Origin of the sequence: Planktothrix sp. PCC 11201 (assembly GCF_900009135.1) — a bacterium.
Classification (GTDB): domain Bacteria; phylum Cyanobacteriota; class Cyanobacteriia; order Cyanobacteriales; family Microcoleaceae; genus Planktothrix.
The window spans coordinates 823,379-838,785 of record NZ_LT797701.1 but is presented as its reverse complement, the minus strand read 5'-3'; the positions used below and the strand labels follow the sequence as shown (position 1 = coordinate 838,785).

Sequence of the window (15,407 nt, the reverse complement as noted above, 5' to 3'; positions counted from 1 at the left end):
TTTTTTTAAGATATTCGGGATTAGTTCGCACCGTTCAAAAGGATAAATCCCCCTGTAAATAATCCTAACGTAATTAAAAAACTGTATCGAGTCAGTTGCAATGCTTTTTTAATGGTAGTAGATGTAATCGGTTGTTGGGGATCTCCCAAGAAAGGTTTCTGTTTAATCACCCCCCGATAGGAATTTTCTCCCCCCAGTTGTACCCCCAAAGCGGCAGCATAAGCACATTCACTCCATCCGGCATTGGGACTCGGATCAAAAACAGCATCCCGTTGACAAATGCTGAAAACATAACTAGGTTTTCCTGATAATATGGCAATCATGCTCACCGTTAATCGACAGGGAAGCCAGGTTAAAATATCCTCTAATTTGGCACTAAACCATCCGATATCCCCATAAGGTGCTTCTCGATAACCCACCATAGAATCGAGGGTACTAGCGGCTTTGTAGGCAAAAGTCAGAGGGACACTACCGACCCCCGGCAATACCGCACCAATTAAGGCATAAAATAAAGGAGCCATCACACCATCAGTAGCATTTTCTGTCACGGTTTCTAAAACCGCTCTAAGGATTTCTGACTCCGATAGGGTTTCGGTATCTCGACCTACATAACGACTTAATCGTTGACGAGCCGTGACTAAATCTCCTTGATCAATCCAATAGAGAACATCCTCGGCGGAATCCCTTAAACTGCGACCCGCAAAACAACTGGCCAAGAGAATACTTTCTACTGCAATGCTCAAAATTTCAGGCCCCGAAAATTTGACAACTAGCACCTGTACCCCATCTCTAATTAACGTCACTGTCAAGGCACTCCCCAATACCACAATTAGGGTCAGAAATACCCCCGCCACCCGCAAAATTCTCGGTTGATTCAAGTATTTAAAGAAAATTTGAGTATAGTAAGTAATTACCCACCCCATCACCTGTACCGGATGTAACCAACTTTTGGGATCTCCAATCAGATAATCACCGACAGCAGCAATCAATAAAATGATCAGGGAATTAAAATCCGTCATGGAAAATCGATAAATAGAAAAGGACAATCAATCCTGAACTCAACTTCCGTGGTGCAAAATTCCCTAAACCACAAAACTTGTTTCTTCCCCCTGGGCGGCTTGCCAACTGCGAGCATCATAATAGAGATCTTCGAGGGAAATCCCATAGAGTGCTTCTTTCAGCTTTTGATGTAACCGATTCCATAGGGTAAAAGTTACCCAGTCTTCTGCTTGTTCAATATCCGCTTGATGGCGGGGTAAAGGTTCAATAGTTTCTCCCACTGCTTCTAATATTTGTCCCAGGGAGATTTGGGCTGGAGATTTGGCTAATTGATAGCCTCCTTGAGCACCCCGAACTGATTCAACTAACCCCGATCGTCGCATCTCGATCAGGAGTTTTTCCAGATAGGGTGCAGGAATATTTTGGCGCCGTGCGATCGCCTGCACAGAAGTCGGCCCTATCCCCCGTTGTAAGGATAGATCAAGCAAGGCTTTAACGCTATAGTGTCCCCGTGTAGTTAACTTCATTCTGGGTAATAAAATAGATAACTTGGCAATGGAGTTTCAAAGGACAAAGATGGTCTTGAGGTAATTCTACCAAGTTGAGCATACTTAAACGGAATTCGCTACAACTCTCACCCATACCACGGCAATATCCTCCCCTCAAGAGTTTAGTCTGGAGTTGATAACTTCTCATCAGTCTGGACAGGTGAGTTTTGGGTTTAAAGGTGGTTAGAGTTGATGGGATGGGGATTGATACTATTGCTAAAAAGCTGATAGCTGAACCCGATCCTGAGTTGTTGGATGTCCCACCCTTCCACTCAACTCCTTGACCGGAATTAGATCTAATAAAAAATTTAAAAAATAGGTGAATAATTTCCTTAATTAGTGTAATATAGTTTCTCAAGCAAGGATCTAGCTAAACAATCTGGGTGATCTATCACCCACCCACGATAAAAGTCAAGACCTTTTGTAAAACATTTACAGGCACAGTTAATGGTTAAAAAGAAAAGTTCTGATCCCCAACCTCAGCCTCTAACCGGAGAAGCCTTACTCGATAAAGTCAAAGGACTTGAACATCTGAGCAAAGAAGAAAAGGCTAGAGAATGTGGTTACTACACCCTGACGAAGAATGGTGTTGAGCGCGTCAATATGATGAAGTTCCTCAATGCTCTAATTGATGCTGAGGGAATTGAGTTAGATGGCAAACAACAAGGAAATGGCCGGGGTGGACGCTCCGCTAGTTATAGAATTAGTGTGCAATCAAATGGAAACTTGTTGATTGGTGCAGCCTATACAAAACAAATGGATTTAACGGCTGGTGATGAGTTTGAAATTTCCCTCGGACGTAAGCATATTCACCTCAAACAAGTTGAAGCTGGAGACGACGAAGAATAATCCCAGGGATATTGTTTTTAACTAAATCCTGAGACTAAATTTGAATGTACACACTTTAGACTGGCAATGGCTATTTTTGAGTCACTGCCAGCTATTGTTGTGTTAAAATAACCACAAAGGTACTAAGACACAAAGAAAGAGAGAAAGATAATCAAGGGGCGATTACAGATAGAAACATGGCGAAGCCATACCTTATTCTTTAGGAGAGTAGTAGTTTTACACATAGCGTTTAAGTTGTAGTTAAGATGAATACTTAATACTAACAAAACCATATTAGCTTGATATTGAGTCAATTTTTATGATAATTACTTGACATGATTAATTAGTAAGTTTATTATAAATACATAAATGTCACAAAAAAATCCATGAAAGCCAGTGATTAATCTTACTTATCAGTTCAGGTTAGATTTAAACAGACGGCAAGAGTTAGAGATAGAGCATATCTTAGATGTCTGCCGATCTGTTTATAACTACGCCTTGGCTGAACGTAAGCACTGGTTACGCAGTAGAAAATCACCTATTAATAGTTGTTCGCTTGTGTCAGAGTTCATTATACCGGCTGACCAGCCTTACCCCAATTACAATGTACAAGCCAAGAATTTAACCATAGCCAAACAAAAAAATCAGGATTTAAAGTCAGTTAATGCTCAAGTGTTACAACAAACGTTGAAAACATTAGATAAAGCCTTTACTGATATGAAATCTCAAGGTCGTGGTTTTCCACGATATAAAAAGAAAATGCGTAGTTTTGTTTTTCCGGCTATGTTAAAAAATTGTTTAGCAATAGGCAAGGTAAAACTACCACAATTAGGCTGGTTAAAGATTAGACAATCAAGGGAATATCCCACAGGTTTTGTGCCGAAGCAAGCTCGGATTGTAAAAAAAGCGAGTGGATATTATTTACTAATTGTGTTTCAGTCACAAGAGGTATGTCCTGATATACCAATAGGCAAGACCAGTTTAGGACTAGATGCGGGTATTGAATCATTTCTGGCAACAAGTACAGGCGAATTAATCAAAGCACCGAAGTTTTTGTTAAAGGCACAGAGTCAGCTGAAATCGCTACAAAGACGCTTAAAACATAAAAATAAGGGGTCAAACAATTGGTTAAAATTGCAAAACAAAATCGGAAGATTACATGAAAAAGTATCTAATACAAGGAAAAATTGGCACTTTAAACTAGCTCATAATCTGTGTGACTTAGGAGAAAATATATTCATAGAGGACATCAATTACACATCTTGGAGTCGTGGGATTGTGAGAAAGCCATCTTTAGACTCAGGGATAGGTGGATTTATGAATCAGGTGTTACCTTATGTCTGCTGGAAAAGAGATGGATTTTATCTAAAAGTAGATAAAAATGGTACATCTCAAGAATGTCCTAATTGTGGAAAACATACTGGCAAAAAGCAGTTAAGTGAAAGAGTGCATAATTGTCAGTATTGTGGTCATACAGAACAAAGAGACATAGCTAGTGCCAAAGTAATTAGAAATAGAGGCTTAATTGCGGTAGGACATACCGTGAGTGAAAATGCTTGTGAAGTACCCTTAATCGGGTCAGACGTACTGGCGGGGTTTGAACAGTTAACACTGTTTGAGCTAGTTAAGTGTCATTAAGCAAGAATCTCCCGTTACAGCCGCCTAACGGTGAGAGTGTCAAGGCCTATTGTTTGAATCCCCAATGTGCTAAACCCTATAATCCCGCTCAAAGTCAATTTTGTTTAACCTGTGGGAATCAACTGTGGTTAAAAGACCGATATCAAGCTATAGATATCATTGGACAAGGGGGATTTGGTAAAACATTTTTAGCCGTGGATGAGGATAAACCGTCTAAACCGCGCTGTGTCATCAAACAATTTTTTCCCCAATCTCAAGATGCTGATACCTGGCAAAAAGCATCGGAATTATTTGCACAGGAGGCTATTAGGTTAGATGAATTAGGGAAACACCCTCACATTCCTGAGCTTTTAGCTTATATTACGATTAATCAACAACAATATTTAATCCAAGAATTCATCGAAGGGGAAAATTTAGCCAAAATTCTAGTGCAGGAAGGAGCATTTAATTCAACTCAGATTCAATATCTTTTAATCTGTTTACTTCCTTTATTAGATTTTATCCATCATAAAAATGTGATTCACAGGGATATTAAACCCGCTAATATTATTCGTCGTCCTAACGGAAAGTTTGTTTTAGTCGATTTTGGTTCAGCTAAATTTACCCAAAAAACCGCATTTACCGTCACCGGAACAATTATTGGGACTTCTGATTATATTGCCCCCGAACAAGCGAAGGGAAAGGGTATTTTTGCCAGTGATATTTATAGTTTGGGCGTGACTTGTCTGCATTTATTAACCCAAGTGGAACCGATAGATTTGTTTGATGATGAGGAGGGTATTTGGGTTTGGCGAGAACATTTAAAACATCCAGTCAGTGAGGAATTAGGGTTGATTTTGGATAAAATGATTGAAAGTGCCATTAAACGACGCTATCAGTCAGCGAGGGATATTTTAACGGATTTAAACAATTCTTTATCTAATTTTAGGGAAGAATTAGCAATTGATAATTTAGATATATTAGACAATAATAATTTAGAGATATTAGAAAGCGAGACCCTTGCACTACCTTTGAAAAATCAAGCTCAAAAGTGGGAATGTGTTAAAACATTAATTGGTCATACTTGGGTAATTTATGGAGTTGCTATTACTCCTGATGGTAAAAATATTGTGAGTTGTAGTGAAGACCAAACCATAAAAATTTGGAATTTAGAAACAGGAGAATTAGAGAAAACGTTAATAGGACATACTGGAGAAGTCAGATCAATTGCTATTAATTATGATGGTAAAATGATTGTTAGTGGAAGTTGTGATGGAACAGTGCGACTATGGAATTTAGAAACAGGAGAAGAACTATCTATTATTGATCAATGGAAGTCGAAACGTCACTGTATAGCTATTCATCCCGATAAAAATATTGTTGCCATTCCTTGTATTTATCATAGAAAATCGTATCTTGTTTGGGTTATGATTAAAAATATAGATACTAACCAAATTATAGATCCTGGAGGACACAAAGTTGCAGTTGGATTAAGAATTAATGCAGTTACTTTTGCTCCTAATAGCCCTTTCTTTGCCTATGAACATCCGAAAGGCAGTATTATTATTGCTCATATAAATACTGGCCAAACCACCCGTGAGCTTGAAATTCCTGAAACTTCTTATCGTTTTTTGTCACTTGCTTTTAGTTCTGATAGTCAAATTTTAGCAAGTGGAAGTGAAGATAATACGATTATATTGTGGCAACCTGCAACGGGAAATCTAATTAGAACTTTAGAAGGGCATACAGGAAGTGTACATTCTGTTGCTATTACTTCAGACAATAAAATATTAGTCAGTGGGAGTGAAGACCAAACCATTAAACTATGGGAGATAGAAACAGGAGAAGAAATTTGTACATTAACCGGACATAGGGGTATTGTTTATTCCATTGCCATTAGTCCCGATAATCAAACAATAGTTAGCGGGAGTCAAGACGGAACAATTAAAATATGGCGTCCGTTGTTGCGCTTAAGCGCATCCTAAAGAGGCGTGAAGGGCTCACTACTAGGGTATGGCAATTGTCCTTAATAACTAACTTATTGTTGGGCTGTCCGCCGCATTTGAATAGTTATGCCATGCTATAACTTGCCAATCAACTTGTCATATTCTGCATGGGTTCCAATCCAGAACCAAGAAATACCATTCTCGACTTCAACACCCAAAGCTCGATAACTTAACCCTGCCCGAACTGACCAATACTTCTTGCCCAACTTCTTGAAATGCAAAGATGGATGGGCGGGGTCAACTCTAAGCAACTCGTAACACTCATCTGCCGTTCGTTGAACACTTTCAGATAATGTGTCGTAGTATTGCCAAAACTTCCGGGTTGTATAGTGCATCAAATTTCTCGGCAATGACCCGCCTCAAACTCAGCGAGCGCTTCCTGAGCAAGTGCCTCTAATTTACCGTCTTCAATATCTTGCTCTATCTGTTTATCCCAGCGTTCGTAGTCTAAATCAAGGAACCACAACCTTAACTGATCAAACTCACTGGATGGCAATGAAAGAATTGCTGTTTCAATTTGCTCAAGATTTGACATAGCCAATTGTACCTCTGTGCCCTTAAGAAAATTATAGCTTCACCTGAACTGAAGACCAGGTGGAAGTTTTTCAAAAGGATCTTCATTGAATACTTTCTCCGCGTTAATTTTAGGACATCTTTTTCCATTATCCCACATAGAATTTTAGGGTAGTGTCCTCACGGAGGATTTAGCAAGCTCACTATACAGAACTTACGCAAGCAGGCTATATATAGCGTGTCAAAAGTAGGCGATCGCATACCAATGATAATATAGCAAGAGGCAATAGGGAATAGGCAATGGGCAATAGGCAATAGGTAAATACTTACTGTGAGCAGCTTTTAGCTTTCAAGAATGTCCTAAGTAGGTGGTCATAATTAAATTTAAAATACCAAATGCTGTGGCGATGGCAGTACCGCCGCCTGTCGGCATCGCTAACTCATTAGTACGCTACATATAGCGTACTAATGAGTCCTGTCTATAACAACTTCTTTCAACTTGATTTTCCCGCCTCAATGCTGCAAGAAAATTCCGTAAAAATAATGGTTTACGATATTGAATTGGAGCAAATTTCACGATGGAAGGAGTAACGGATAAATTAACGAATTATCAGCAAATTGTGCAGCAATTGTTGATGGGTTACGCAGAATTTAAGCCCGCTTATGGGGATTTTGAGGTGGAGACTATTTTTGATACGCAGCGAAATCATTATCAAATTGTGCATCTAGGTTGGCAGCATAAGCGCTGGGTACATCATTGTATAATACATCTGGATATTCGGCATGAGAAAATCTGGATTTTTTACAATTCAACGGAACATGATATTGCGGCAGATTTAGTCGATTTGGGCGTACCAAAACAAGATATTGTGTTAGGTTTTTATCCTCCTTTCATGCGGGAAATGAGCGACTATGCTGTGGGCTAAAAGTTTTTCGTTTCTAAGCTAAATCAAGTTCTTATTTTTAGTTTTAACTCGTTCATAAAACTCCTCCATAACCTGAATAAAAGAATGTTCTTTCTTCCAAAAAGCCGGAAAATCTCCTTGTTTTTTAATTAAAATAGCAGGTAAACTCACAGAAGATGGTTCTTCAACCACTTGAGGAAGTCGATGGGTTCCTAACCAAAACTCTCGCGCACTCATTTTCTCTGGTACGCCTTCTGTTTCAACAGTTGTATAGAAAGATGTTGAAGGTTGTACAGAAACTTCCTGGGTTGTCAATTCTTGAGATAAAATCTTCCCTAAAGGAGATTGAGATAACTCAGCTTTGAGGACATCTTTAGATAAACCCCTCAATTGAAAAAGCAAAAAAGGATCATCATCTAATTGGGATGCTACTAAATAATAAACCCCCGCAATATGTTTACAAGGATTTGACCAATCTGGACAAGAACAAGTCGTTTTAAAATCTTTTTCGCTTTGGGGAAGTAAATGTAAACCTAACTCTGAAAACACATCCTCAATATTATCAGGAACTTCATTCATTAATAACTTAGATACAAAACTTGCTTTTGAAGACAAATGTTGAATCGCTTTCGACCAATCACTAGAACTAATCGGTGTAATTTCAATAGTCGTATCATATCGAGGTTCCTTATAAACCCCAAAGTAGGGATTAATTGAACCTTTAACCGTTGCCGTAATTCGATTCTGATCAATACTCGACTTGAGAATCTTACCATTCCTTGCATAAGAACGTCCTCGACCCAAGCGTGCCGGGTCGCTAAAAGCTTCTAATGCTTCAATAAATTGTTTTCCCCACCAAGTCCGACTAAATTGAGCCATAATAGATCATACTCCTTTTAAATACGACAAAATTAACTACTCCAATAAAGCGACCTTATTCAATTGAATAAGCTGTTTAAACGCTTCATTATCTAATTCCGTTAACCAGGATTCATCACTACCAATAACCTGAGAAGAAAGTTTTTTCTTATCTTCTATCATCTGGTCAATTTTTTCTTCTAAAGTTCCCAAAGCCACAAATTTATGAACAAATACATTTTTAGTTTGACCAATCCGAAAAGCTCGATCCGTTGCTTGATCCTCCACCGCCGGATTCCACCAGCGATCAAAGTGAAATACATGATTTGCTTTGGTTAAAGTAATTCCCACACCTCCGGCTTTCAAAGAGAGAATAAAGACAGAAGGTTCGGTTTCAGGATTTTGGAATTGAGTAATCATTTGTTCGCGTTTCGTGCGATTTGTACCCCCATGAATATAATAGGTATTATAATGATAATGATGTTTAAAATGTCGTTCTAAACCATCACAAACTTCTGTAAACTGGCTAAAAACTAATAAACTTTCTCCTTCGGAAATAGCTTCTTCTGCCATATCTGCTAATCGTTGTAATTTCTGCGATCGCGCCGCCGAAAATTCACTTCCATCCTGTAAAAACTGAGCCGGATGGTTACAAATTTGTTTTAACTTCATCAGCGTCGATAAAATTAATCCTTTTCGTTTAATCCCTTCAACTTCATTAATTTTTTCAGCCACATCTTTCACTAACGCTTCATACAGAGATGCTTGCTCTTTGGTTAAGTTACAATACACTTTTTGCTCCACTTTATCAGGTAAATCATTAATAATTAAAGGGTCAGTCTTCACTCGTCTCAAAATTAACGGCTCTACCAATTTCTTTAAAGTTGCAGATTTCATCCGGTCATTATCTTTTTGAATAGGAATTTCAAAGGATTTGCGAAATTGAGCTTCTTTTCCCAAATAACCGGGATTCAAAAAATTAAAGATTGACCATAGATCTAGGAGACGATTTTCAACGGGAGTTCCCGTTAAAGCTAATCGATATTGCGCCGAAAGTTTTAAGATTGCACGAGTTTGAGCGGTTTTAGGATTTTTAATATTTTGAGCTTCATCAACAACAATTCGTCGCCATTCAAAATGATTGAATAATTTTTCATCTTGACGAACTAAGGTAAAAGACGTGATCACAACATCACAGTTAAGACAAGTCGATTTAAAGGCTTCTAGCTCTTGAATTCGACCGCTACCATGATGTATAATAGCTTGCAAATGGGGTGCAAACTTTTCAATCTCTTTTTGCCAATTCCCAATGACTGAAGTGGGTGCTATTAATAACGTGGGTAAAGTAGAATCTGTTGTTTCTTTTTCCTGAACTAATCGAGCAATCACCTGAACGGATTTTCCTAATCCCATATCATCCGCTAAACAGCCATTCAACCCTAAATTTTCTAAGTATTGTAACCAGGATACTCCCCGTTTTTGATAATCCCTTAACGTTCCTTGCAATAGGGGAATATCACCCACCATCGTAAGTTGACTTTTATCTTGCAATTTCCCCATCAAATCAGATATCATTGAGTCATGTTCGATTTCTAATTCATCTTCTAAGGAAGCCGACATTTTGACGAAATCTAACAGCTTGATTTCCGGTTGTTCTTCGGTGTGTTTTTGCCAAAATTCCAGCATCTGCTGCATTTTCTGTGTTCCTAATTCCATCCACTGACCCCGAAATTGAATCAGAGGTGTTTTAGCATTAACAAGTTGTTCCCATTCTTTGGGTGTAACAACTTCACCGCCAATGGATAGGGAATATTGATATTGAATTAATGTATCTAAATTAAAAAATCCTTGACTCGCCGATGCTTTTCCTGAAGAACGAGAGNAAAGGATGGGTCTTGTTTCGAGGAAACTGAAAAATGAATCAGCCAATTATCTTGTTCGTGAGTGGCTTCTTGGAGTTGAAAGCAAAGGTCAAAGGCGGCTGCGGTTTGGCTGTGGGTGAGTTTTTCCTTCCAAGCTAACCATTGTTGATATTCTTTCAAATCGGCCGGACTGGTTCTGGGATTTTGGGGATTTGGATGAATACAATGATGTACTAAAGTATCAGCAATTTGTTGATTAAACTTAGCTGTTAAAGGAGTATGGGTGACAATTTGATGCAGTAAGGATTCAGAAAAGTGGCGCAGTAGGGTTTCTGGGTTATAAAATTTAATCGGATTTTGAGAAACCAGAGAACCCGATACACAGGCTAAAGGCATTGAGTTGATAGATTGAGTGATTAAGGATTGATATTGTTCTGATATAATTTCCCAGCCGGAATAAATTTCAAATAACGGAGTTTGAGTTGCACGTTTGCCTTTGGTTTTAGCAGCAGCAAGCTGACGATATTTAAGAGCGGGTATATATTGATCTTTGTAAAGAATTTGTTTAAATAATTGGGTATAGTGATACCAAAAGAAGAGGTCAGAACCGAGGCTCATTTCTGAGGGTTTTTGTTGAGCGAAGAAGTGAATCTCTTTAAGAAGTTTTATAATTGTGTTGAGGGAATTAAATTTATTCCGACTAGATACCAATTGATAAGTTGTAATTTCCCATGTAGCAAATTCTTCAAATTCTAAGTTTAGGTCAGTTTCTAAGTATTTTGCTAATTCCGGTGAAGGAAGCGGTTGCTGATTAAGGGTTGGCAGGGCAAAGTATTTAAGGGAAATCCGATTCGAGATTAAACGCGAATAATCTTCAGAAATCCCGATTTCATTTTGCACAAATGCTTCTAAACTCGATGCTTTCAGATGTTGGGGATGGAGTGTGTCCGGGTTTGACTTTGTTTTGCGGGTCGAAGTTTCAACCCAAAGGTAAAATGCACCTTGTTCGATGAAATCACCTGTTGTTTCAGGAATCCAGGTTCCGTGCAGGATTTTCATGGTGAGATGTTATTTTAATTTGCTTATATTTTATATCGGGTTGGTGAACTACGGTACACCGAACTTGTTAAAGGTCAAACTATTTCGGGTGACTGTTTCTGCCAACAGAACGGAATATGTAGCTACAAATGATTTAAATCAGTCTTCAATAGATGAAAGTCAAATCTCAATGTAAACACCGTAGACATTACAAATGTTTTAAAGTATTACGGCTAGTTTAGAACCAGGTTTAGCGTTATATGTTGTGCATTTAAACTGTAAAAAACCCGGTTTCTTTGGTTGGGTGCGTAAGTCCTGAACTATTGCTGTGGTATTTTTGGGGGATTTCGTATTACAACAATCCTACACTCAAACCTAGAGAGTGAACTCTTGTTTCTGGTGTTGCCCGATCCAAGGTTGCCGATTCCCTACTATACCCGTGACCTAGCTTGAGGGTGGCTGTTCTTGTTTCGGTTGGGTCTGGAGACTAAACCCCTAGGTTTTTTGTGCACAAATCCTAGTAGGATAGAAAAATTCAGAAGATTAAATAATTGTTATTTTTGTAGTTAGCAGCAGAGAGGTATCCTTGAGTCAATCACTAGACGCCATTGCTCCCCACGGTGGACATCTGATTAATCGTATCGCAACTCCTGACCAACGGCAGGAATTTTTGGGCAAAGGGGAATATTTACCCCGAGTTCAGTTGGATGAGCGATCGCTTTCTGATTTAGAATTAATCGCCATTGGGGGTTTTAGTCCCCTAACTGGGTTTATGGAACAGGCGGACTATAAAACCGTTGTTGACCAAATGCACCTGAGCAATGGTTTACCTTGGTCAATTCCGATTACTTTGTCCGTATCGGAGGAAGTCGCCTCAACCCTGAAAGAAGGGGGTTTGGTGCGTTTAGATTCCCCCACGGGTGAGTTTGTTGGGGTTTTGGAACTGACCGAAAAATATTCCTACGACAAGGAAACTGAAGCCCTGAAGGTTTATCGCACCACGGACGAAAAACATCCTGGGGTGAAGGTGGTTTATGATCAAGGGGGAATTAATCTCGCTGGCCCGGTGTGGTTATTAGAGCGTCAGTCCCATCCCTACTTCCCGAAATATCAAATTGACCCCGCAGAATCACGGGCAATGTTTCGAGAAAAAGGCTGGAAAACTATTGTCGGATTTCAAACCCGAAATCCCATCCATCGCGCCCATGAGTATATTCAAAAATGTGCTTTAGAAACCGTTGATGGCTTGTTTTTGCATCCCTTAGTTGGAGCAACAAAATCCGATGATATTCCGGCGGATGTGCGGATGCGCTGCTATGAAATTTTGATTGATCATTACTATCCTAAACAACGGGTTATTTTAGCAATTAATCCCGCCGCCATGCGTTATGCTGGCCCCCGGGAAGCAATTTTTCATGCGCTGGTGCGGAAAAATTATGGCTGTACTCATTTTATTGTGGGTCGAGATCATGCCGGGGTAGGTGATTATTATGGCACCTACGATGCTCAATATATTTTCGATGAGTTTGAACCAGGGGAATTAGGTATTACTCCGATGATGTTTGAACACGCTTTTTACTGTAAGGTGACCGAAGGAATGGCAACCAGCAAAACCAGTCCCAGTTCACCAGAACAGCGAGTTCATTTATCAGGAACTAAGGTAAGAGAATTACTCAGTCGGGGAGAACTTCCACCCCCGGAATTTTCCCGCCCGGAAGTTGCTAACGAATTGATTAAAGCCATGAAAACGAATAATCAGTAATCAGTTATTGGTAATCAGTTATCAGTGTCAGAGTTAATATGATAGTTAATAGTTTATTAGCTGTTTTTCAATTCTAACCTGATCACTGATAAGGGTTATAGACGAGCCGTGGCAAGTCTAACCACTGATAACTGATAACTGATCACTGATCACTGATTTTTGGTAATGGGACTAAAACGACGGGAATTTTTACAACGGGCTGGCTTACTTCTGGCGGCGCTGGGGATTAATGAAAGACTGTATTATCGTTCTTATCAAGCCTTGGCACAGCCAACCCGACGGAAGTTAGCCCTATTAGTTGGAATTAATCAATATCCAACTGCAAATCGCATTGAAGAACCGTTGCAAGGCTGTTTAACGGATGTGGAATTACAACGGAATTTGTTAATTTATAAATTCGGTTTTCAACCCGATGATATTTTAACTTTAACCAACGAAACAGCTACTAGAAATCAAATTGAATCGGGATTTATTTCCCATTTAATTGAACAGGCTAAAACCGAGGATTTAGTGCTGTTTCACTTTAGTGGTTATGGCAGTTGTATTCCCAGGGATAATTCGGTTGATCATCAATCTCAAATTCAATATTCTTACCTTCCTGTTGATGTGGCATTATCAGAACCGGAAGCTATTAATGATATTTTAGAGGATACCTTGTGGTTGTTATTGCGATCGCTAAAAACTTCTAATATAATTAATATTTTAGATACAAGCTTTATTTATCCAGGATATCATCAACAAGGGACTCTAAAAATTCGCGCTATTCCCAGTCCCACAACTGTGGAAATTAATCCCGCAGAATTAGATTTACAAAATCAACTATTATCTAGTTTAGGTATTTCCCGTCAAGAATTAGAAAAACGAAAACCTGGTTTACCAGGGATAGTTTTATCCGCATCCAAACCTTCCCAAATCTCTACAGAAGGTCGATGGGACGGCTTTAATGCGGGATTATTCACTTACATCTTAACCCAAACCCTCTGGGGGGCAAGTTCACCCCGGAATTTATCTGCTCAAATCCGTCGAGTGGCGGGAGAAGTAGAACAAATTGTGGGATCATGTCAACAACCCCAACTACGCCGCACATTAACCGGGTCTAATCCTCAAACTGAATCAGAATTTTCTTTAGGGAATTTATTAGTTAATTATCCTCCGGTTGATGGTGTAATTACCGGAGTTGAAGATAACGGCAAAATAGCCAAAATTTTATTAACTGGTCTGCCAGCTTTTGTGTTAGATTCCTATAGTTTAAATAGTGTATTAACGATTATACCAGAGTCTGATTCTTTAGAAAATCCTATCTATTTACAACTGCGTTCTCGCACAGGATTAAATGCCAAAACCCAAATAAAAAACAATAATTTAACGTCATTTTCGGGGTTGGGAATTGGACAAAAAGTGCAAGAATCAATTCGGATTTTACCTCGAAAAATTGATTTAAAAATCGCCTTAGATCCGAAATTATCTCGCATTGAACGGGTCGATGCAACCAGCGCGTTTTCCGATTCTCCTCGGATGACTATTGTAGCAGGTGATCAACCTGCGGATTATGTCCTTAGTCGCGTTACCGATACCACTATTGCTCAAGCATTGAACCCACCTTTATCACCTTTATTTCAGGGCAGATATGGGTTATTTTCTAAGGGTTTAGTCTTACTTCCCGATACCGTTGGCGAAGGAGGAGAAGCGGTAAAAGTGGCGGTGAATAGGTTAATTCCTCAACTGAAAACCCGTTTAGCAATTAAGTTATTAAGATCAACAGAAAATGAACGTTCCTCATCTTTAAAAGTGAGAGCGTCTTTAAATTTATTAGCCCCCCAATCTCAAGTTTTAATTAAACGAAAAACCACAGGAGTTTTTAATACTATCAATCGAGAAAATACTAATAATATTAATTCTCAGTCTAGTTTAAATAAACCCACGATTACCGCTTCAGAAAATATCGGCATTGTCACCTTAACTCTAGGAAGTCGTTTACAATATCAACTCCAAAATCAAGGGGAATTTCCCGTTTATTTCCTAGTGTTTTCTATGAATAGTGAAGGAGAAACTTATATTTTTAATTCAGGTTTTGACCCCCAACAACAACAAATTGCACCCGGCAAATCCTTGAGTTTACCGACCGCTAACATTTATAGTGGAAATTCTTCTACAGAAATGATAGGAGAAATGGTCAAAGGGTCAACCGGATTAGTAGAAACCCACGTTATTTTAAGTCATAATCCCTTCTTAGAAACATTAGAAATTTCAGATAGAAATGTTAATAAGAATGAAGGTATTTTAAAATTTAATCGAGTTTCTAATCCTTTGAATATTGCGGATGCAATTTTACAAGATTTGAATAGAGGTAGTCAACCAACCTTAGAAAAAATGGGGATTATCACTGATGATTTAGCCCTCGATATTAATAGTTGGGCGACGTTTAATTTTGTTTATCGAGTTGTGGGATAGAATTAACAAAAAATTATGTG

12 protein-coding genes are annotated in these 15,407 nt (G+C 38.8%); 6 read left to right on the top strand and 6 right to left on the bottom strand.

Features of this window, described 5'->3' with window-relative positions; genetic code table 11:
• Positions 1 to 20: 20 nt before the first annotated feature.
• Together cbiB and PL11201_RS13885 are read right to left on the bottom strand one after the other, a co-directional pair.
• Complete coding sequence (gene cbiB, locus PL11201_RS13890; protein WP_079679468.1) at positions 21 to 1,019, bottom strand: adenosylcobinamide-phosphate synthase CbiB; 999 nt, start codon at positions 1,017 to 1,019, stop codon at positions 21 to 23.
• 63 nt (positions 1,020 to 1,082) lie between these two features.
• Positions 1,083 to 1,526 carry an Rrf2 family transcriptional regulator gene (locus tag PL11201_RS13885; protein ID WP_079679466.1) on the bottom strand — a complete coding sequence of 148 codons (444 nt, stop codon included), beginning with the start codon at positions 1,524 to 1,526 and terminating at the stop codon, positions 1,083 to 1,085.
• Positions 1,527 to 1,994: 468 nt separating this feature from the next.
• On the opposite strand from PL11201_RS13885, the gene PL11201_RS13880 reads away from it, so the two are divergent.
• The 3 genes from PL11201_RS13880 (at position 1,995) to PL11201_RS13870 (ending at position 5,977) form a co-directional block, all read left to right on the top strand.
• Entirely contained in the window at positions 1,995 to 2,396 is a 402-nt protein-coding gene (locus PL11201_RS13880; protein WP_079679465.1) for an AbrB family transcriptional regulator, read from the top strand.
• Between the two features lie 375 nt (positions 2,397 to 2,771).
• The gene (locus tag PL11201_RS13875; protein WP_079679464.1) at positions 2,772 to 4,013 is read left to right on the top strand and encodes an RNA-guided endonuclease InsQ/TnpB family protein; all 1,242 of its coding nucleotides are present in this window, start codon (positions 2,772 to 2,774) and stop codon (positions 4,011 to 4,013) included.
• Positions 4,004 to 5,977 (top strand): serine/threonine-protein kinase, encoded by a 1,974-nt coding sequence (locus PL11201_RS13870; RefSeq protein WP_079679462.1) that lies wholly within the window; start codon positions 4,004 to 4,006, stop codon positions 5,975 to 5,977. Before PL11201_RS13875 ends, PL11201_RS13870 begins: the two co-directional genes overlap by 10 nt.
• A 95-nt stretch (positions 5,978 to 6,072) precedes the next feature.
• Here PL11201_RS13870 and PL11201_RS13865 read toward each other — a convergent pair whose 3' ends face one another.
• Complete coding sequence (locus PL11201_RS13865) at positions 6,073 to 6,333, bottom strand: ParE family toxin-like protein (RefSeq protein ID WP_079679460.1); 261 nt, start codon at positions 6,331 to 6,333, stop codon at positions 6,073 to 6,075.
• Positions 6,333 to 6,533 carry a hypothetical protein gene (locus PL11201_RS13860; RefSeq protein WP_079679458.1) on the bottom strand — a complete coding sequence of 67 codons (201 nt, stop codon included), beginning with the start codon at positions 6,531 to 6,533 and terminating at the stop codon, positions 6,333 to 6,335. The genes PL11201_RS13865 and PL11201_RS13860 overlap by 1 nt, the downstream gene beginning before the upstream one ends.
• Positions 6,534 to 7,089: 556 nt before the next feature.
• Here PL11201_RS13860 and PL11201_RS13850 point away from each other — a divergent pair.
• On the top strand, positions 7,090 to 7,437 hold the full coding sequence (locus tag PL11201_RS13850; protein ID WP_079679457.1) for a XisI protein: 348 nt from the start codon (positions 7,090 to 7,092) through the stop codon (positions 7,435 to 7,437).
• An 18-nt stretch (positions 7,438 to 7,455) separates the two neighbouring features.
• On the opposite strand, the gene PL11201_RS13845 is transcribed toward PL11201_RS13850, so the two are convergent.
• Positions 7,456 to 8,295: an SWIM zinc finger family protein gene (locus tag PL11201_RS13845; protein ID WP_079679455.1), complete on the bottom strand. Its 840-nt coding sequence runs from the start codon at positions 8,293 to 8,295 to the stop codon at positions 7,456 to 7,458.
• 36 nt (positions 8,296 to 8,331) lie between these two features.
• Entirely contained in the window at positions 8,332 to 10,203 is a 1,872-nt protein-coding gene (locus PL11201_RS13840; protein WP_234996693.1) for a DEAD/DEAH box helicase, read from the bottom strand.
• A gap of 1,557 nt (positions 10,204 to 11,760) precedes the next feature.
• On the opposite strand from PL11201_RS13840, the gene sat reads away from it, so the two are divergent.
• Together sat and PL11201_RS13830 are read left to right on the top strand one after the other, a co-directional pair.
• On the top strand, positions 11,761 to 12,936 hold the full coding sequence (gene sat, locus PL11201_RS13835; RefSeq protein ID WP_079679453.1) for a sulfate adenylyltransferase: 1,176 nt from the start codon (positions 11,761 to 11,763) through the stop codon (positions 12,934 to 12,936).
• A 165-nt stretch (positions 12,937 to 13,101) separates the two neighbouring features.
• Complete coding sequence (locus PL11201_RS13830) at positions 13,102 to 15,387, top strand: caspase family protein (RefSeq protein ID WP_079679451.1); 2,286 nt, start codon at positions 13,102 to 13,104, stop codon at positions 15,385 to 15,387.
• Positions 15,388 to 15,407: the final 20 nt, after the last annotated feature.